The following is a 16510-nucleotide window of genomic DNA, read 5'->3' as shown; positions in this document are numbered from 1 at the left end:
TTTTTCGTCTCAGCTCTTGCCCACCTCGTCCGACCCCCAACGCCACCCGGCGCTGCAATGGCTGCAGGCCCTGCGGCCCCAGCCCCTGGCGATCGACTGGCGCGAGCGCCTGCGCGTGGTGGCCGGCGCCACCCTCGGCATCCTGCTCACCGCCTGGCTCTGCCATGCCCTGGCCGGCCCCGGGCCCCTGCCCTGGCTGGTGGCGCCGATGGGGGCCAGCGCGGTGCTGGTGTTTGCCGTGCCCAACAGCCCGCTGGCCCAGCCCTGGGCGGTGGTGGCCGGCAACAGCCTCTCGGCCCTGGTGGGCGTGGCCTGTGTGCACTGGGTGGCGGCGCCCGAATGGGCCGCGGCGGCGGCGGTGGGCGGCGCGATCGCGCTGATGATCGCCACCCGCAGCCTGCATCCGCCCGGCGGCGCCTCGGCCCTGCTGGTGGCGCTGAGCGGCGTGCGCGACCCCATGTTCGCGCTGCACCCGGTATTGCTGAACTCGCTGCTGCTGGTGCTGGCCGGCATCGCCTACAACCACGCCACCCGCCGCCCCTACCCGCACCGCCCGGCCCCGGCCGCGCCGGCCGCCGAGCACGACCTGGACGAGGTGCTGGCGCGCTACAACCAGGTGCTGGACATCGGCCGCGACGAGCTGCGCGCCCTCATCGAAGACACCCAGCTGCAGGGCTACCAGCGCCGCCTGGCCGACCTGCGCTGCGGCGACATCATGTCGCGCCAGCTCATCACGGTGACGCACAGCACGCCCCTGCAACAGGCCTGGCAGCTGTTCCGCGCCCACAAGATCAAGGCCCTGCCGGTGGTGGATGCGAACGGCGAGATCCTGGGCATCGTCACGCCGGCGGACTTCATGCGCGCCGCCGAGGTCAGCCCCGAGGCCAGCTTCGACACCCGCTTGCGCGCGCTGCGCGACTGGGCGCTGCGCTCGGGCACCGGCAAGCAGGAGCTGGTGGGCCACATCATGACGCGCTCGGTGCGCGTGGCCCAGGTGGACCGTCACCTGGCCGAGCTGATCCCGATGTTCGGCAGCACCGGCCACCACCACATCCCCATCGTCGGGCCCGGCAAGAAGTTATTGGGCATGATCACCCAGTCGGACGTGGTGGCCGCGCTCAGCCGGCCAGCCAACCCAGCGGATGGTGGGCGCGCGCCACCGTCACCATGAAGCCGAACACCGCCAACGCGGCCAGATAGCCCAGCGCGCGCTGACCGCGCGTGCGGCCCCGCTTGAGGGCGATGCTGCCGAGCACGATGTAGACCAGCAGCAGCATGAGCTTGACGCCCAGCCAATGCTCGCGCGCCGGGTTCAGCCCCAGCAGGGTCCAGAGGCTGACGCCGGCGCTGAGCAGCAGCACATCGATCCAGACGCTCAGCCGGCGCGCCCAGGCCTGCATGGGCCAGGCCGCCCCCGCCAGCACACCCAGGCCGCGCAGCGCGAACAGCGTGCCGCTACAGCTCACCAGGCCGATGTGCAGGTTCTTGATGAGGGGGTAGTTAGCCTGGAGGGCTTGCAGCAAAAGGCTCATGGGCCGGCATCATCGCCGATCTGCCGCCGCCGCGAACACCACGACTACCACTGCCCGCGCAGCGCCAGGCGCCAGGTGCGCGGCGCCTCGGCCCAGGTGAACAGCGGCGAGCGTTCGCTCAGCTGGGTATTGCCGAGGTTGCTGACGCCCAGGTCCAGCGCCAGCTGCGCGCCCAGGCTGCGGCCCACATTGGCGCCCAGCATATTGAGCGCCGGCACCGGCTGCAGGGGCTGGCCCGGCTGCGCAGCGGCCAGCAGCTGGCCGCTGCTGCGCTCGAGGCGCAGGCCGGCACGCCAGGGGCCCTCGGCCCAGTCAAGACCTGCCCCCAGGGTATGGCGCGGGCGCTTCTCAAGGCGCTGGCCGGCCGCGTCGGTGGCCTCCAGGTACTGGTAGTTGGCGGCCAGGGCGAAGCCGCCGGCGAGGCGCCAGCGCAGCGAGGCCTCGGCGCCGCGCAGCCGCGCACGCTCGATGTTGTCGAAGCGGAACAGGCTGCGCGGGCCGCTGCTGCTGATCAGCAGCGGCACGATCAGGTCGCGCACCCGGTTGTCGAACAGCATCAGCTGGGCGCCGGCATCGCCGCTGTCGTAACCCAGGCCGAGCTCCAGCGCGCGGTTCTTCTCGGGCCGCAGGGTCGGATTGCTCTGGTAGGTGTAGGGGCCCTCGTCTTCCTGGTAGCCGGGCGTGATCTGCTTGAGCGTGGGCGGCTTGAAGCCCTCGCTGTAGCCGCCCTTGAGCGTCCAGCGCCTGGCAAGGTGCCAGACGCCGTAGAGGCGCGGGCTCCAGACACCGCCGAAGCGCTGGTGCTCGTCGCGGCGCAGGCCGGCGGTGAGGGTCAGGGCCGGCTGCAGCCGCCACTCGTCCTGCAGGAACAGCGCGGCATGGCGGGCCTGGGCCTCGCCGCCGGGCAGGCCCTCGTTGCGCAGCGCTTCTTCGCGCCACTCCAGGCCGGTGGTGAGCCAGTGCGCCTCGTTCAGGTGCCCGTTCAGCTGCGCCTCCAGCACCTGGTCGTTCAGGGTGTTGGGCCGCAGCGCCGCCACGCCGTTGCTGCGCTCGTTGCTCATCGCGATGCGACTGGCATAGGCGCGCGCCACGCTGTGCCAATGGCGCGCGGCATCCCAGTCCGCCTCCCAGCCCAGCATCAGGTGCTGGCGCTCCAGCAGGGTGTCGCTCGCGTAGACACGCTTCTTGCCGCTGCGCTCCACCGCCAGCGCGTCGCGCTGCTCGCGCCCGACGCGCGCCTCCAGCTCGAGTTGGTGCTGGGGCTGCGGCTGCCACTGCAGGGTGAGGCCGGCGTCCTGCTTGTGGCGGCCCTCGATGTCGGAGATGCGCGGGTCCGGGCCGGAGGCCACCGCCTCGCGGCGCGTGTCGGCCAGGCTCAGCGCCGCCCGCACGCCATCCGGGCCGGCGACCAGCGGGCCGGCCAGGCGTGCCGAGGCGCGATGACCGTCGCCGCCACGCCCGCCATCGGCCCGGCTGCCCTCCAGGCGCGCGCTGCCCTGCCATTGCTCGCCGGGCTGGCGCGTGATGATGTTGACCACGCCGCCCAGCGCCTCGGCGCCGTAGAGCACCGACAAGGGGCCGCGCACCACTTCCACGCGCTCGATGTCGTCGGCGGCCACCCAGTCGAGCTGGAAATCGGAATGCCCGATCACGCCATCGCTGGCACCGACGCGCTTGCCGTTCACCAGGATCAGGGTGTGGCGCGCATCCATGCCGCGCAGGCTCAGCGTCTTGCGGCCGCTGATGGTGCGGCCGAACACGCTGATGCCGGTCTCACCGCGCAGCGCCTCCAGCAGGTTGTCGGCCCCGCGCGCCTCGATCTGCTCGGCGCTGATGACGCTCACCGCGGCGGGCGCGTCCACCAGGCTCATCGCGTGGCGCGTGGCCGAGACCAGCACGGTCGGCAACTGCTCGGGCTCGGCACGGGCCGTGCCCAGACAGGCCAGGGCGGCGAGGGTCGGCAGGCTGTAGCGCAGGGGTCTCATAGGGCTCTTGTTGAACATGATGAGCGCCAGCATGCCGACAAATATCAAGACGCACCTTGACCCAGTTCGGGTTTCCCCGTGCAAACGCGCAACAAGCGGGCCGGGACTTGAACCAGTTCAAGGACGCTGGGGGCAGCGCGCAGGACGATGCCGTCACAAGCTGGATCCCAAACCCATAGGAGTCACCATGAAGAAGCTGCCCACCGCCAAGCTGCTGATGCTCGCAGCGGCATTTGCCGTACTGCCCCTGTCGGCCCAGGCACAGGAGAAGAAGGACGTGAGCCCCGGCGATGTGAAGTACCACGCCGCACCCTCGGCCCTGACCGACGTGCCCATGGTGCAAAGCACCAACCCAAAGGCCCCGCAGATGACGATGGCCGAGTTCGACGTTGCGCGCAAGATCTACTTCGAGCGCTGCGCCGGCTGCCACGGCGTGCTACGCAAGGGCGCCACCGGCAAGCCGCTGACCCCCGACATCACGCTGGGCAAGGGCACCGACTACCTGAAGGTCTTCATCGCCTACGGCTCGCCGGCCGGCATGCCCAACTGGCAGACCTCGGGCGAGATGACCGAGCAGCAGGTGGACCTGATGGCGCGCTACATCCAGCATGAGGCGCCCACGCCGCCCGAGTTCGGCATGGCCGACATGAAGGGCACCTGGAAGGTGATCGTGCCGCCCGAGAAGCGCCCCACCAAGAAGATGAACAAGTACAACATCGAGAACATCTTCTCGACCACGTTGCGCGACACCGGCGAGGTGGCCCTGATCGACGGCGACACCAAGCAGATCATCAACATCGTCAAGACCGGCTATGCGGTGCACATCTCGCGCACCTCGGCCTCGGGCCGCTACCTGTTCGTGATCGGCCGCGATGCCAAGATCAACATGATCGACCTGTGGATGGAGAAGCCCGACAACGTGGCCGAGATCCGCGTCGGCCTGGAAGCCCGCTCGGTGGAAGCCAGCAAGTACAAGGGTTATGAGGACAAGCTGGTGATCGCCGGCTCCTACTGGCCGCCGCAGTACGTCATCATGAAGGGCGACACGCTGGAGCCGCTGAAGATCGTCTCGACCCGCGGCAACACCGTCGACAAGCAGGAATACCACCCCGAGCCGCGCGTCGCCTCCATCGTGGCCAGCCACTTCCGCCCCGAGTTCATCGTCAACGTGAAGGAGACCGGCAAGACGCTGATGGTCGACTACACCGACCTGAACGCGCTCAAGACCACCGAGATCGGCACCGCCCGCTTCCTGCATGACGGCGGCTGGGACAGCACCAAGCGCTACTTCATGGTGGCGGCTAACCAGAGCAACAAGATCGCCGTGGTGGACGCCAAGGAAGACAAGCTGGTGCAGCTGGTGGAAGTGAGCAAGATCCCGCACCCGGGTCGCGGCGCCAACTTCGTGCACCCGAAGTTCGGCCCGGTCTGGAGCACCGGCCACCTGGGCGACGAGGCCATCTCGCTGGTGGCCACCGACCCGGTCAAGCACAAGCAGTACGCCTTCAAGGAAGTGGCGCAGCTCAAGGGCCAGGGCGGCGGCGCGCTCTTCATCAAGACGCACCCGCAGTCCAAGCACCTCTACTCCGACACGCCGCTGAACCCGGATGCCGCAATCTCGCAATCGGTGGCGGTGTTCGACATCAATGCGCTGGACAAGGGCTTCAAGGTGCTGCCGATCGCCGAGTGGGCCGGCCTGAAGGACGACGGCGCCAAGCGCGTGGTGCAGCCCGAGTACAACAAGGCGGGCGACGAGGTCTGGTTCTCGGTCTGGTCGGCCAAGAACAAGGAAAGCGCCATCGTGGTGGTGGACGACAAGACGCTCAAGCTCAAGACCGTCATCAAGGACCCGCGCCTGATCACGCCGACCGGCAAGTTCAACGTCTACAACACGCAGCATGATGTGTATTGAGCAGAAAGAAGGCCGCACGATGACGACAACAAGCAAACTGCTGTGGAGCCTCGCGGCGGCCCTGCTGGCCGCCGCCCCCGCCGCCCAGGCCGACGAGGCCGCCCTCACCAAGGCCGGCTGCATGGCCTGCCATGCCAAGGACAAAAAGCTGGTGGGGCCCTCGTTCAAGGAGGTGGCCAACAAGTACAAGGGCCAGGACGTCACGGCCACGCTGATGGCCAAGGTGCGCGCCGGCGGCAAGGGTGTGTACGGGCCCATCCCGATGCCGCCCAACCCGCCCGACAAGATCGGCGACGCCGAGCTGAAGGATTCGGTCGGCTGGATCCTCAAGCAAGGCGGTTGAGGCCGCGTGCCATCACCCTCCAGCAAGGCGCCTTCGGGCGCCTTTTTCATGGTGCAGGGCCACCGGCGGCAGACGCCGGCCAAAGCCACTATGCTGCGGGCTCATGACAGCCCAAGACATCCTGCACTTCTGGTTCGAAGAGACCGCCCCCAAGGCCTGGTGGGCGGTGGACCCGCTGTTTGACGCGCTGATACGCCAGCGCTTCGGCGATGTCTTGCGGCGCGCGGCCCAGGGCGAGTGCGAGGCCTGGCGCAGCCAGCCCAAGGGCCGGCTGGCGGAGATCGTGGTGCTGGACCAGTTCTCACGCAACGCCTACCGCGGCAGCCCCCAGGCCTTTGCCCAGGACGGCATGGCCCTGGTGCTGGCGCAGGAGGCGGTGGCCCGCGGCGAGCTGGCCGGGCTCGAGGCCGTGGAGCGCGGCTTCCTGCTGCTGCCCTTCATGCACAGCGAGTCGCGCCTGGTGCATGAACGCGCCGAGCAGCTCTACCGCGCCCATGCCCTGCCCGACAACCTCCAGTTCGAGCTGCGCCACAAGGCCATCATCGACCGCTTCGGTCGCTACCCGCATCGCAACGCCATCCTCGGCCGGGCATCGAGCGCCGAGGAGCTCGAGTTCCTGCAGCAGCCAGGCTCGAGCTTCTGAACCAAGGCAGGATGGTTCGCCACCCGTGAATCCAGGAAGGAAGCCCCCATGAGTGCAGATCAACGCATCCTCGAGCTTGGCATTGCGCTGGGCGCGGGCAGCGCGCCGGCCGGCAATTACGCCGCCGCGGTGCAGACCGGCGACCTGCTGTTTCTCTCGGGCAAGGCGCCGCAGGCGCTGGACGGCCAGGTACCCAAGGGCCGGCTGGGCCGCGAGTACGACACCGCCCAGGGCTATGCCCTGGCGCGCTCGGCCTGCATCGAGCTGCTGGCGGCGATACGCGCCGAGCTGGGCTCGCTGGACCGCGTGGCGCGGGTGGTGGACCTGCAGGGTTCGCTCAACACCACGCCCGAGTTCGAGGACCATGCCCAGGTGCTGGACGGCGCCTCGGACCTGCTGGCCCAGGTGTTCGGCGCCGCCGGCATGCATGCGCGCTCGGTGATAGGCGTGGCCTCGCTGCGCAAGGGCCTGCCGCTGACGCTCAAGGCCATCGTCGAGGTGCGGCGGCAGCCCTGAAGCGCCGCCGCCGGCCTCAGCCCTGCCCCGCCACCTGCGCACGCAGGCGCTCCTCCTGCTCGCGCAGCTCGGGCGTGAAGGCCTCGCCGAAGTCGTCGGCCTCGAAGACCTGGCGGATCTCGATCTCCGAATCGCCCAGCATCGGATTGGGGCAGCGCTTGACCCATTCGATCGCCTCCTGCAGCGAGGCGCATCGCCAGATCCAGAAGCCGGCCACCAGTTCCTTGGTCTCGGCAAACGGCCCGTCGATGACGCTGCGCCCCGTGCCCGAGAAGCGCACGCGCGCGCCCTTGCTGCTGGGGTGCAGGCCCTCGCCGGCCAGCATCACGCCGGCCTTCACCAACTCCTCGTTGAACTGGCCCATCGCGGCCAGCAGCTCCTGGCTGGGCATCACGCCGGCCTCGCTGTTGTGGTCGGCCTTGACCATCACCATGAATTTCATTGCTGTCTCCTGTTGGCGGCTCGCGCCGGCATTGTCGTCACATCCGCACGACGAACGACGCGGCACGCCATCGACAGGTGAAAATGCCGCATGGACACCGCAAGCATCTTCTGGGGCCTGCTGTTCGGCTCCATCGGCGCCGGCTACTTCATCTATGGCAAGAAGCAGGGCAAGCCGGTGCCGCTGCTGTGCGGCATCGCGCTGGCGGTATTCCCCTACTTCGTCAGCAATCTGCTGGGCCTGGTGGCGCTGGGCATCGTGCTCTGCGCGATCCCGTACTTCTATCGCCCATAGCAAGCGCTCTCGGCCGTGTGGCCGGTCTTGCCGCAGGTGGTGGTTCCAGGCAGCCTTGATCGCCTTGATGTGCGTGGCGTGCACATGAATGCGCGGCTCTCGCCCCGGGAGCGATGGGTGAGTGCTTCGCGCAAAGCCCCCATCCCGCCCCCTCAATGCGAGGTCCCTTCCTCCCTGCTGATCTTGTTCCAGACGTTGTACTTGCCCACCGGCTTGCTCATGGGGATGCGCTTCACTTCCTTGAAGCTGGCGGCGTCGTAGACGATCAGGGCGCCGTCCATTTCCCAGAGGCTGGCCAGCACATAGCGGCCGTCCTTGGTGAATTCGACATGGGCCAGGGTCTTGCCGGGCTCCCTGACCTGGGCCACCAGCTCCAGGGTCTGCTTGTCGATGATGCTCAGCGTGTCCTTGGCCGCGGGGCTCATCATCGAGTCGGTCCAGGCGTAGCGGCTCTTGGCGTGGCTGCGCATGAAGAAGCCGGGGCCGGGGGTAGTGATCTCGCGCAGCGCGCTCCAGTTCTTCAGGTCGATCACGCTGATGCGGCCATCCTTCAGATTCGGGCTGGCCATCACGCGCCGGCCCTGCCAGTCGAAGCTGATGCCCGAGCCCAGATGCGGCATGCCGGCGATCGGCAGGTTGCTGATCTTGCGGCGCACATCGAGGTTGACCACCTGGCCCAGCATCGCGCTGCCCTCGGCGCGCGGCCGCGCGGCGCCCAGCACATGGGTGTAGGCATCGTCGAAGAAGAAGTCGTCCAGCGGCTCGTCCAGCGGCGTGCGGCGGGCGTTCTGGTAGCCGGGCTTGGCGATCGCCTCGGCCATGCGGTAGTCGTGCACCAGGCCGTCGTAGATGGGCGGGGCCTTGGGGTCGTAGGAGATCTCCCAGAGCTCGGCAACGTCCTTCAGCGCCACCACAAAGCTGCGCCGCGGCGCGGCATCGTAGACGGCCGAGACGCGCGAGCTCTGCTGGCCGTCCAGGCTCCTGGCATCGAAGCGCTTCACCAGTTGCAGGTCGGCGTCCAACAGCACCACCGTGTGCGGCAGGTAGTTGGCGGCCATCACCCAGCGGCCATCGCCGCTGACCGCGACATTGCGCATATTGATGCCGGCGCGCACCTCGGCCACCAGCTTGAGGTTCCAGAGGTCGTACTTGCTGATCCAGCCGTCGCGCGAACCGAAGTACACATAGCGCCCGTCCGGGCTGAACTTGGGCCCGCCATGCAGGGCGAAGCGGCTGGCGAAGCGGTGAATGGGTTCGAAGCTGTCGCCATCGACCAGGCTGACATGGTGGTCGCCACCCTCCACCACCACGAAGAGGTTCATCGGATCGGCGCGCCATTGCGGGCGCGCCGGCCAGTCGCGGCTGGCGGCATCAAAGCTGCGCGAGGCCTGGATGTCGGCATCGCGCCACTGCGGCGCGGGCTGCACCGGCTGGTAGATGTAGGCGGCCAGGGCCTGCAGCTCGGCCTCGCTCAGCTTGCCGGCAAAGCCCTGCATCTGAGTGGCCGGCCGCCCCGCCCCCATCACCTTCAAGGCCTCGGGCTTGCGCAGGCGTTCCAGGCTTTCGGGCAGCAAGGCCGGGCCCATGCCGCCCAGGCGCTGCGCGCCATGGCAGGCCGCGCAATGCTGCTGGTAGAGGGCGGGTGCATCGGGCGATGACGTCGTTGATGGCGACGGCAGTGGCTGGGCGCGGCCGTACTCCAGGCCCAGGCTGACCAGCGCCAGCGCCAGGCCCAGCTTGATGAGGATCTTCAGCAGGGTGCTCATGGTCAGGCCGCCGGGTGAAGCGCAACCGTCTTGGCGCGGTACTTGAAAGGCTCCAGCTGCACGCGCGCGCTGAGGCGCGCCGCCGCCTCGGCCGAGAGGCCGATCTCGGCGTCGTCCAGGTAGCAGCCGGGGTCCTCGGCCCAGAGATCGCCGGTGATCTGCTGGGCGCGCACGCGCGTGTTGCCGCCACACAGGGCGAAATGCTCGCATTCGGCGCAGCGGCCCTGCACCGGGCGGGGTCGGGTCTTGAGGCCGTCCATCAGCGGGTCGCTGCGGTCGCTCCAGATCTGCGAGAAGGGGCGCTGACGCACATTGCCCAGCGGGTAATGCCACCACATGGTGTCGGGATGGACCTCGCCGAGGTTGTCGATATTGGCCACGCCCACGCCCGAGGCATTGCCGCCCCAGGCCACCAGGCGCTGGCGCAGCGGCGCCGCCCATTGCGGGAAACGCGCGCCCACCCAGCGCAGCAGGTAGGCGCCGTCGGCATCGTTGTTGCCGGTGACATAGTCCCGCGCCACGCCGGCCTGGGCATCGCGCCAGGCGGTCTCGATGAGCAGGTCCAGCGCATCGCGCGTGGCCTGGAAATGCGCGTCGCGGCCGCGGTGGATATTGCCGCGGCCGGCGTAGTTGAGGTGTGAGAAGTAGAACTTGTCGATCTGCTCGTCGCGCATCAGCTGCAGCAGGGCCGGGAAGTCCTGGCCGTTGAGGTCGGTGAAGGTGTAGCGCAGGCCGGTCTTGACGCCCTCTTCGCGCAGCAGCCGGATCGCGTTCAGCGAGGCGTCGTAAGCGCCCTCGAGGCGGCGGAACTTGTCGTGCGTGGCACGCGTACCGTCGATGCTGATGCCCACATAGTCGAACCGTTGCGCGGCAATGCGCGCCGCCATCGGCGCATCGATCAAGGTGCCGTTGGTGGAGAGCGCGGTGTAGAAGCCCAGCGCCTGCGCGCGCGCGGCGATCTCGAACAGGTCGGGGCGCAGCAGCGGCTCGCCACCGGAGAGGATGAGCACCGGCACGCCATGGGCGCGCAGGTCCTGCATCACCGTCTCGACCTCGGCAAAGCTGAGCTCGCCGGGATAGTCGTGATCGGCCGAGAGCGCATAGCAATGCTTGCAGGTGAGGTTGCAGCGGCGCGTCAGGTTCCAGATCACGACCGGGCCGAGGGGCCCGGTCGAAGTTCCTTTCCTTGCGACCACTGGATACACGCCGTCGCGCTCGGCCTGGGCCACTTCACGCAGGTATTGGCTGATTCTTAGCATGAGGCTATTCCTTGATGCGCAGACCGGTCTTCTTCAGGATCGCCGTGCTGTAGAGGATGTCGCTGCCGCGGCAGGCCGGGCCCAGCAGGGCGCGCAGCGCCTCGGCCTGCTGCGCCACCTCGGCGCGGCTGCGGCCATGCAGCATGGCGAAGAGGTTGTAGGGCCAGGCCGGCAGATGGCGCGGGCGGCGGTAGCAATGGCTCACGCCGGGCTGGGCGGCGATGCGCGCACCCAGCTCGTCCACCTGCGCATCGTCGACATCCCAGACCGTCATGCCATTGGCCACATAGCCCAGGCGGTAATGGTTGGGCACGGCGGCGATGCGGCGTATCAGGCCGCGCGCGCGCATCTGCGCCAGCTGCGCGATCACCTCGTCCTCGCTCAGGCCCACCACCGCGCCCACCGCCTCGAAGGGGCGCTCCAGCAGGGGCAGGCCATGCTGGGTGGCGGCGATGAGCTGGCGCTCGATGCGGCTCAGCGGCTGTTCAGACATGCGAGCCCTCCTCGGCACGGGCTTCCAGATAAAGGCCCACGTGGTACTCGCGCTCCTTGGGAAAGGCCAGCACCGGCAGGCCGGTGGCGGCCTCGATGCGCGCGCACACCGCGGCGATCTCGGCGGGGTTCTCGGTGGCCAGCACGAACCACATGTTCAGCGCATGCTCGCGCCGGTAGTTGTGCGCCACCTCGGGCATGGCGTTCACCAGCGCGGCCACCTCCGCATAGCGCGCCTCGGGCACGGCGATGGCGGCCAGCACGAAGCGGCCGCCGGCACGCTCGATCTGGAACATCGGGCCGAAGCGGCTCAGCGTGCCCTGCGCCAGCAGGCGCTGCAGGCGCGCGATCAGCTGCGTCTCGCCGCAGCCCAGTTCCTCGGCCAGCGCGGCAAAGGGCCGCGGCAGCAGCGGCAGATCGATCTGCAGGCGGTTGATCAGGGCCGCGTCCAGCGCATCCAGGTGCGTCGGCAGCGGCGGGGTGTCGTCGGGTTCATGCATGAGAAAAATTCGCCTCCAAGATGCCGCTGCCCTGCCCGGCGGCGGCGGAGCGGAAATAGCGCGCGCCGCATTGCTTGAAGCGCCGGCGGCTGAACAGCACGGCCTGGCTGCAGTTCTCCAGGCCCGCGTTGGCGCGCGCGCTGGCCAGCCAGTGCAGCACCTCGTCGCGCTCGCGGCCATGCAGCATGCAGTACAGGTTGTAGGGCCAGCCGGGGCCGCGCGCGCGGCGGTAGCACAGCGTCACGCCGGGCTGGCGGGCCAGCAGGGCGGCGCGCTCGTCCACCGCCTCGTCGGCGACGTCGAACACGCACATGGCATTGGCGGCAAAGCCCAGCTCGTGGTGGCGCACCACCACGCCGAAGCGGCGCAAGCTGCCCTGCGCCAGCCATTGCGCCAGGCGCGCCAGCACCTCGTCCTCGCGCCAGCCCAGCGCCTCGGCCCAGGCCGCATAGGGGCGCTGCAGCAGCGGCAGGCCGTCTTCCACCAGGGCGGCCAAGCCCATGTCGGCACGCGCCACCGGCACGGCGCGGCTGCGCGTGACGCCCTCGGCGGCACGCTCCACAGGGCAAGCGCCTTCGGCGCGCCCGGCACAAGCGCCCCGGTCCGACCGCTGCAGGTCGAAGCCCAGATTGATGCGGTAGGCGCGCTGCATGGGCAGGCGCAGCACATGCAGGCCGCTGCGGCGCTCCAGCTCCTGCAGGGCCTGCTCCAGCGCCTCGCCGTCGTGGCCGGTGAGCACGAACCAGAGGTTGTAGGCATGCTCGCGCTCGTAGTTGTGGTTCACGCCCGGATGCGCGCTCACCAGCGCCGCCACCGCGTCCAGGCGCTGCGGCGGCACCGCCATCGCACACAGCAGCGCGGCGCCGCCGGCGCCGGGGTTCCAGATACCGCCGATGCGCGAGATGCTGCCGCCCGCCTGCAGCCGCCGCAGCCTGGCCAGCACCTCATCCTCGCCGCTGCAGCCCAGGCTCTGGGCCAGCGCCTCGTAGGGCCTGGGTTCGAGCGGGAAGCGCTGCTGCCAGTCGTTCAGCAGGCGGCTGTCCAGCGCGGTGTCGTCCAGGCTGCTCATAGTCCGATGCGCTGCGCGCGGCTGGTGAAGAAGATGCCGCTGGGCGCCTGCGCCGGCAGCGTGGCGAGGGTGGCGAAGCTGCGCGTGTCGATGACGCTGATCTGGTCGCTGTCGCGCGCCGAGATCCACACCGCCTCGCCGCGCGGCGTGAACTCCATGTGCAGCACCGCCTTGCCGGGCTTGAAGGCATGCACGACGCGCTGGCTCTGCGTATCGATGACCTGCACCTGGTCGTAATCGGGCACGGCGAAGTTGACCCAGACCTGGCGCCCGTCGGGCTGCGCCATCACGAACACCGGCTGGCCGGCCACCGGGATGCGCGCCACTTCGGCCCAGCTCTGCGTGTCCACCACCAGCACCTCGTGGCGGCCGATGGCAGGCAGATAGGCCAGGCGCCCGGCCACCGCCCAGCCGCGCAGATGCGGCATCTTGAACACCGGCAGCGGCTGCTGGCCGCGCCCATAGCCCGGCAGGATGCGCTGCACCTTGGGCTCGGCGGCCCAGAGGTCGATCATGGCCAGGCCGTCCTCGCCGAACAGGCCGGCAATGTAGTGGCGGCCATCCGGGGTGACGAGGGCGTCATAGGGCTGGTGGCCCACGTGGCTGAACTTGCTGATGCGCGGCGCGCGCGGCTGGCTCAGGTCGGCCAGCCAGATCTCGTCGGCATCGAAGAGCGAGAAGATGAAACGCTGGCCGGGCAGATCGGCCAGGCCCACCACGCGCGAGAGCTTGCCGGGCGCGTACTCGGCCGGGATGTCGGCCACCAGGCTGAGGTCCTGCGCATCGAAGACCTTGATGCCGCCGGGCTGGTAGTTCTGCGCCACCACCCAGCGCCCGTCCTGCGAGATCGCGCCGCCGATCGAGTTGCCGCTCTGCTGCACCCGCGCCACCACGCGCTGGCTGGGCAGATGCAGCTTGCTGAGCGCGCCATCGCGCCCGAACACATAGGCGTAGGCGCCATCGCGCGAATACACCAGCGAGGCATGCGAGAGATCGCCCAGGCCCTGCACGCGCCCCAGCGCGCTGCGCGTGCTGGTGTTGAGCAGCTGCAGGCTGCCGCTGGCGCGCTCCACCACCAGGCCCAGATCGCCGGTGCCCTGGATGGGTGTCTGCGCACAGGCCGCCAGCAGGAGCGTGGCGAGGCCGGCCCATAACTTGGGTGTGTTGATCATGGTTTGACTTCCTCTCCCCGCAGCACGCCGGCCAGCCACTCGGCCTCCGCGGCGCTGAGCATGGATTTCCAGGGTGGCATGGGCGTGCCGGGGCGGCCGTGGTAGATCACCGCGGCGATGCTGTCGCGCGGCAGTTCGCGCATGGCCTGCGCATGGATCGGCGGCCCCAGGCCGCCGGTGAGGCGCATGCCATGGCAGGAGCCGCAGTCCTGCTGCAGCATGCGCAGCAGCTGCTGCTGGCGCTGAGGCGTCGGGGTGGGGGCCGGCGCCTGCGCCAGGGCCAGTCCCGGCAGCAGGCACAGCAGCGCCGGCAAGCATGCCAAGGCCCAGCACCAGCTCCGATTGCAACGCATCACGCAGCACCTCTCGATTCGATGTGCCAATGCTTGCTTGATGTAGCTCAGCTGTCCTTGAACCAGTTCAAGGACGGGGCAGGCCCGCTGTTTTCACAATCGGCCCATGCCCTTGGAGCAAGACATCATGAGTCGACTGGACGAGCCCCGCTTCTTCGCCAACAGCCCCAGCGTGACCCTGGTGGGCGCCGGCCCCGGCGACCCCGAGCTGCTGACGCTGAAGGCCGCGCGCGCGCTGGCCGAGGCCAGGCTGGTGCTGTACGACGCGCTGGTCTCGCCCGCGGTGCTGGCGCTGGCGCATCCCGAGGCCGAGCTGGTCTATGTCGGCAAGCAGAGCGGCCACCACCATCTCAGCCAGGAGGCCATCATCGCGCTGATGATCCGCCTGGTGCGCGACGAGGGCCGCGCGCTGCTGCGCCTGAAGGGCGGCGACCCCTATATCTTCGGCCGCGGCGGCGAGGAGGCCGAGGCCCTGGCCGCGGCCGGCATCCCCTTCCAGACCATCCCGGGCATCAGCGCCGCGCAGGCCGCCGCGGCCTGCGCCGGCATCCCGCTGACGCACCGCGATCATGCCGATGCGGTGGTGTTCGCCACCGGCCATCTGCGTGCCCATGCACAAGCCGGCGCCGAGCAAGATGTCGAGCTCGACTGGCCGATGCTGGCGCGGCCGCACCAGACCGTCGTGATTTATATGGGCCTGGCGGGTCTGGAGATCATCAGCGCGCGCTTGATCGCCCATGGCCTGCCGGCCGACACGCCGGCCGCCCTGATTGCCCACGCCAGCCGGCCCGGCCAGCGCTGCCTGCGCGCCAGCCTCAGCGAGCTGCCGGCGCTGGCGCGCGCCGAGGGCGTGCAGTCGCCGGCGCTGCTGCTGATCGGCGGGGTGGCGGCGCTGCATGAGCGGCTGATGCCGCAGGCGGCGCAAGCCCTGTCATGAGGCCGGCGTCAGGGTCAGCTCGAGGCCGCTGAGCTCGCCCTTGGCCGGCAGCGGCTGTGCCACGGTGCTGAGCAGCAGCAGGCGGGCCGACGCACCGCCCTGCTCCACCCGAACCTGCAGCGCATGGCTGCGGCCCGGCGGCACCTCGGGGGCCATCAATTCGAACGCCAGGCCTTGGCCCGGCGCGATCGCGACGCCCTCCATCACCTGGGCGGCCACCAGCACCGAGGCGACGTCCTGCAACGACACATCGCGCACCTCGACGCGCACGCGCAGGCCTTGCGCGGCCGGGGTCTGGGCCGGCAGCAGCAGCTGCCCGCTGATGCGCCTGGTGGTCATGGCCCCGCGGCCGGCCCGTCCAGCTCACACAGATGGTCGGCCACCGCCTGGGTGATGGGCAGGCCGCTGAGGCGCTCGGCGAACAGCCACTGTCCGGCCGGGTTGACCTCCAGGAACAGGTATTGCCCGTCGTCGGTGCGGCGCATGTCGACGGCGCCGTAGCGCAAGCCCAGGCGATCCTGCAGGGCCAGCAGCTTGGCCTCGATGTCGGCCGGCAGCTGGGCCGCGGCCGCCCGCCCCTCGCCCACCACCATGCGCATGTCCACCGGGTAGGAGGTGTGGCGTGCGTCGATCTCGGTGGTGAACAGGCGCCGGCCGACGATGGTGATGCGCAGGTCCACGCCGGGGATGTAGCGCTGAAAGATCACCGGCGCCAGCCGCAGCAGGTCGAGCCGGCCAAGATCCTCGGCCGTCACCAGCCGGGTCTCGCGCCATTCCTCGATGGAGGCCAGGAAGGCCTTGAACACCACCTGACCCAGGCCCTGCTCGGCGACGAAGCGCTGCGCCTCCTCGGCCCGCGTGGTGACCAGGGTGGCCGGCACCTGCAGCCCGACCTGCTGGGCCAGCGTCCATTGCAGCGGCTTGTGGTGGGCGGCCTCGTCGGCCAGGCGCGGGTTCATCCAGGCGCAACCCAGCGCGTCGAGCATGCCGTGCACGGCCTGGCCGGTCTCGCTGCTGGCAAAGGCGCGGTGCTGGCCGCGCAGGATGGCGGGATCGACATCGAAGCCGCGCACGCGCCGCCACCACACCACGCGGGCAGCGGCCAGATCCACTTCGCGGCCGGCGATCTCCAGCAGGTACTGCGGCGCCGCGCCATCGCGCCAGCGCAGCGCGATGCGGTTGCGCACCGGGAAGTCGGCCAGGTCGATGCGCAGCAGCTCCCGGCCGGCGCGCTGCAGGCAGGCACAGACCGCGTCGCTGTGATCCTCGCCCTCGTAGGAGACGACGACGATCAT

Annotated in this window: 19 protein-coding genes; 7 read left to right on the top strand and 12 right to left on the bottom strand. The window is 69.8% G+C overall.

From position 1 onward, the window contains the following. The first annotated feature begins 16 nt into the window (after positions 1-16). Positions 17-1171 carry an HPP family protein gene (locus tag PFX98_RS17205; RefSeq protein ID WP_285231715.1) on the top strand — a complete coding sequence of 385 codons (1155 nt, stop codon included), beginning with the start codon at positions 17-19 and terminating at the stop codon, positions 1169-1171. Here PFX98_RS17205 and PFX98_RS17200 read toward each other — a convergent pair. Further along, positions 1119-1532 (bottom strand): SirB2 family protein, encoded by a 414-nt coding sequence (locus PFX98_RS17200; RefSeq protein WP_285231714.1) that lies wholly within the window; start codon positions 1530-1532, stop codon positions 1119-1121. The two genes, PFX98_RS17205 and PFX98_RS17200, sit on opposite strands and share 53 nt — an antisense overlap. A 44-nt stretch (positions 1533-1576) precedes the next feature. Next, positions 1577-3517, bottom strand: a complete 1941-nt coding sequence (locus PFX98_RS17195) for a TonB-dependent receptor plug domain-containing protein (protein WP_285231712.1) — start codon at positions 3515-3517, stop codon at positions 1577-1579. A 187-nt stretch (positions 3518-3704) separates the two neighbouring features. Between PFX98_RS17195 and PFX98_RS17190 the strand changes: the two genes are divergently transcribed. The 4 genes from PFX98_RS17190 to PFX98_RS17175 all read left to right on the top strand — a co-directional run bounded on the left by PFX98_RS17190 (position 3705) and on the right by PFX98_RS17175 (position 6931). Beyond that, complete coding sequence (locus tag PFX98_RS17190; RefSeq protein ID WP_285231711.1) at positions 3705-5429, top strand: nitrite reductase; 1725 nt, start codon at positions 3705-3707, stop codon at positions 5427-5429. A gap of 19 nt (positions 5430-5448) precedes the next feature. Beyond that, positions 5449-5772 (top strand): c-type cytochrome, encoded by a 324-nt coding sequence (locus PFX98_RS17185; protein ID WP_285231710.1) that lies wholly within the window; start codon positions 5449-5451, stop codon positions 5770-5772. Between the two features lie 103 nt (positions 5773-5875). Then, positions 5876-6415 (top strand): DUF924 family protein, encoded by a 540-nt coding sequence (locus PFX98_RS17180; protein WP_285231709.1) that lies wholly within the window; start codon positions 5876-5878, stop codon positions 6413-6415. 48 nt (positions 6416-6463) lie between these two features. Then, positions 6464-6931, top strand: a complete 468-nt coding sequence (locus PFX98_RS17175; RefSeq protein WP_285231708.1) for a RidA family protein — start codon at positions 6464-6466, stop codon at positions 6929-6931. Positions 6932-6947: 16 nt separating this feature from the next. Here PFX98_RS17175 and PFX98_RS17170 read toward each other — a convergent pair whose 3' ends face one another. After that, positions 6948-7373 (bottom strand): YciI family protein, encoded by a 426-nt coding sequence (locus tag PFX98_RS17170; RefSeq protein WP_285231707.1) that lies wholly within the window; start codon positions 7371-7373, stop codon positions 6948-6950. Positions 7374-7463: 90 nt separating this feature from the next. Here PFX98_RS17170 and PFX98_RS17165 point away from each other — a divergent pair, with 90 nt between their 5' ends. Continuing rightward, on the top strand, positions 7464-7667 hold the full coding sequence (locus PFX98_RS17165; RefSeq protein ID WP_285231706.1) for a hypothetical protein: 204 nt from the start codon (positions 7464-7466) through the stop codon (positions 7665-7667). A gap of 152 nt (positions 7668-7819) precedes the next feature. Here the strand turns inward: PFX98_RS17165 and PFX98_RS17160 are convergent, their stop codons facing one another. The 7 genes from PFX98_RS17160 to PFX98_RS17130 are packed head-to-tail and all read right to left on the bottom strand — an operon-like array spanning position 7820 to position 14278. After that, entirely contained in the window at positions 7820-9433 is a 1614-nt protein-coding gene (locus PFX98_RS17160; protein ID WP_285231705.1) for a nitrite reductase, read from the bottom strand. A gap of 2 nt (positions 9434-9435) precedes the next feature. Then, positions 9436-10692 (bottom strand): heme d1 biosynthesis radical SAM protein NirJ, encoded by a 1257-nt coding sequence (gene nirJ / locus PFX98_RS17155; protein WP_285231704.1) that lies wholly within the window; start codon positions 10690-10692, stop codon positions 9436-9438. Between the two features lie 4 nt (positions 10693-10696). Next, positions 10697-11185: a siroheme decarboxylase subunit beta gene (gene ahbB, locus PFX98_RS17150; RefSeq protein WP_285231703.1), complete on the bottom strand. Its 489-nt coding sequence runs from the start codon at positions 11183-11185 to the stop codon at positions 10697-10699. After that, entirely contained in the window at positions 11178-11684 is a 507-nt protein-coding gene (locus tag PFX98_RS17145; protein ID WP_285231702.1) for an Lrp/AsnC family transcriptional regulator, read from the bottom strand. Before PFX98_RS17145 ends, ahbB (PFX98_RS17150) begins: the two co-directional genes overlap by 8 nt. Further along, positions 11677-12753, bottom strand: coding sequence for a siroheme decarboxylase subunit beta (gene ahbB / locus PFX98_RS17140; RefSeq protein ID WP_285231701.1), 1077 nt, complete (start codon positions 12751-12753; stop codon positions 11677-11679). The genes PFX98_RS17145 and ahbB (PFX98_RS17140) overlap by 8 nt, the downstream gene beginning before the upstream one ends. Further along, the gene (locus tag PFX98_RS17135; protein WP_285231700.1) at positions 12750-13925 is read right to left on the bottom strand and encodes a cytochrome D1 domain-containing protein; all 1176 of its coding nucleotides are present in this window, start codon (positions 13923-13925) and stop codon (positions 12750-12752) included. The genes ahbB (PFX98_RS17140) and PFX98_RS17135 overlap by 4 nt, the downstream gene beginning before the upstream one ends. Further along, the gene (locus tag PFX98_RS17130) at positions 13922-14278 is read right to left on the bottom strand and encodes a c-type cytochrome (protein ID WP_425334619.1); all 357 of its coding nucleotides are present in this window, start codon (positions 14276-14278) and stop codon (positions 13922-13924) included. Before PFX98_RS17130 ends, PFX98_RS17135 begins: the two co-directional genes overlap by 4 nt. 127 nt (positions 14279-14405) lie before the next feature. Here PFX98_RS17130 and cobA point away from each other — a divergent pair, with 127 nt between their 5' ends. Next, positions 14406-15215 carry a uroporphyrinogen-III C-methyltransferase gene (gene cobA, locus PFX98_RS17125; RefSeq protein WP_285231699.1) on the top strand — a complete coding sequence of 270 codons (810 nt, stop codon included), beginning with the start codon at positions 14406-14408 and terminating at the stop codon, positions 15213-15215. Here the strand turns inward: cobA and PFX98_RS17120 are convergent. Then, complete coding sequence (locus PFX98_RS17120; protein WP_285231698.1) at positions 15210-15554, bottom strand: YbaY family lipoprotein; 345 nt, start codon at positions 15552-15554, stop codon at positions 15210-15212. The genes cobA and PFX98_RS17120 overlap by 6 nt on opposite strands. After that, positions 15551-16510, bottom strand: coding sequence for an MvdC/MvdD family ATP grasp protein (locus tag PFX98_RS17115; RefSeq protein ID WP_285231697.1), 960 nt, complete (start codon positions 16508-16510; stop codon positions 15551-15553). The genes PFX98_RS17120 and PFX98_RS17115 overlap by 4 nt, the downstream gene beginning before the upstream one ends.

This window comes from Paucibacter sediminis, from assembly GCF_030254645.1.
Taxonomy (GTDB): Bacteria; Pseudomonadota; Gammaproteobacteria; order Burkholderiales; family Burkholderiaceae_C; genus Paucibacter_B; species Paucibacter_B sediminis.
This window is presented reverse-complemented; position numbering and strand designations above follow the sequence as displayed.

Bases quoted from the DNA above. Each gene is read 5' to 3' on its own strand.
- PFX98_RS17200 (WP_285231714.1), bottom strand. From the start codon at position 1,532: ATGAGCCTTTTGCTGCAAGCCCTCCAGGCTAACTACCCCCTCATCAAG.
- PFX98_RS17195 (WP_285231712.1), bottom strand. From the start codon at position 3,517: ATGAGACCCCTGCGCTACAGCCTGCCGACCCTCGCCGCCCTGGCCTGT.
- PFX98_RS17190 (WP_285231711.1), top strand. From the start codon at position 3,705: ATGAAGAAGCTGCCCACCGCCAAGCTGCTGATGCTCGCAGCGGCATTT.
- PFX98_RS17185 (WP_285231710.1), top strand. From the start codon at position 5,449: ATGACGACAACAAGCAAACTGCTGTGGAGCCTCGCGGCGGCCCTGCTG.
- PFX98_RS17180 (WP_285231709.1), top strand. From the start codon at position 5,876: ATGACAGCCCAAGACATCCTGCACTTCTGGTTCGAAGAGACCGCCCCC.
- PFX98_RS17175 (WP_285231708.1), top strand. From the start codon at position 6,464: ATGAGTGCAGATCAACGCATCCTCGAGCTTGGCATTGCGCTGGGCGCG.
- PFX98_RS17170 (WP_285231707.1), bottom strand. From the start codon at position 7,373: ATGAAATTCATGGTGATGGTCAAGGCCGACCACAACAGCGAGGCCGGC.
- PFX98_RS17165 (WP_285231706.1), top strand. From the start codon at position 7,464: ATGGACACCGCAAGCATCTTCTGGGGCCTGCTGTTCGGCTCCATCGGC.
- PFX98_RS17160 (WP_285231705.1), bottom strand. From the start codon at position 9,433: ATGAGCACCCTGCTGAAGATCCTCATCAAGCTGGGCCTGGCGCTGGCG.
- nirJ (WP_285231704.1), bottom strand. From the start codon at position 10,692: ATGCTAAGAATCAGCCAATACCTGCGTGAAGTGGCCCAGGCCGAGCGC.
- ahbB (WP_285231703.1), bottom strand. From the start codon at position 11,185: ATGTCTGAACAGCCGCTGAGCCGCATCGAGCGCCAGCTCATCGCCGCC.
- PFX98_RS17145 (WP_285231702.1), bottom strand. From the start codon at position 11,684: ATGCATGAACCCGACGACACCCCGCCGCTGCCGACGCACCTGGATGCG.
- ahbB (WP_285231701.1), bottom strand. From the start codon at position 12,753: ATGAGCAGCCTGGACGACACCGCGCTGGACAGCCGCCTGCTGAACGAC.
- PFX98_RS17135 (WP_285231700.1), bottom strand. From the start codon at position 13,925: ATGATCAACACACCCAAGTTATGGGCCGGCCTCGCCACGCTCCTGCTG.
- PFX98_RS17130 (WP_425334619.1), bottom strand. From the start codon at position 14,278: ATGCGTTGCAATCGGAGCTGGTGCTGGGCCTTGGCATGCTTGCCGGCG.
- cobA (WP_285231699.1), top strand. From the start codon at position 14,406: ATGAGTCGACTGGACGAGCCCCGCTTCTTCGCCAACAGCCCCAGCGTG.
- PFX98_RS17120 (WP_285231698.1), bottom strand. From the start codon at position 15,554: ATGACCACCAGGCGCATCAGCGGGCAGCTGCTGCTGCCGGCCCAGACC.
- PFX98_RS17115 (WP_285231697.1), bottom strand. From the start codon at position 16,510: ATGATCGTCGTCGTCTCCTACGAGGGCGAGGATCACAGCGACGCGGTC.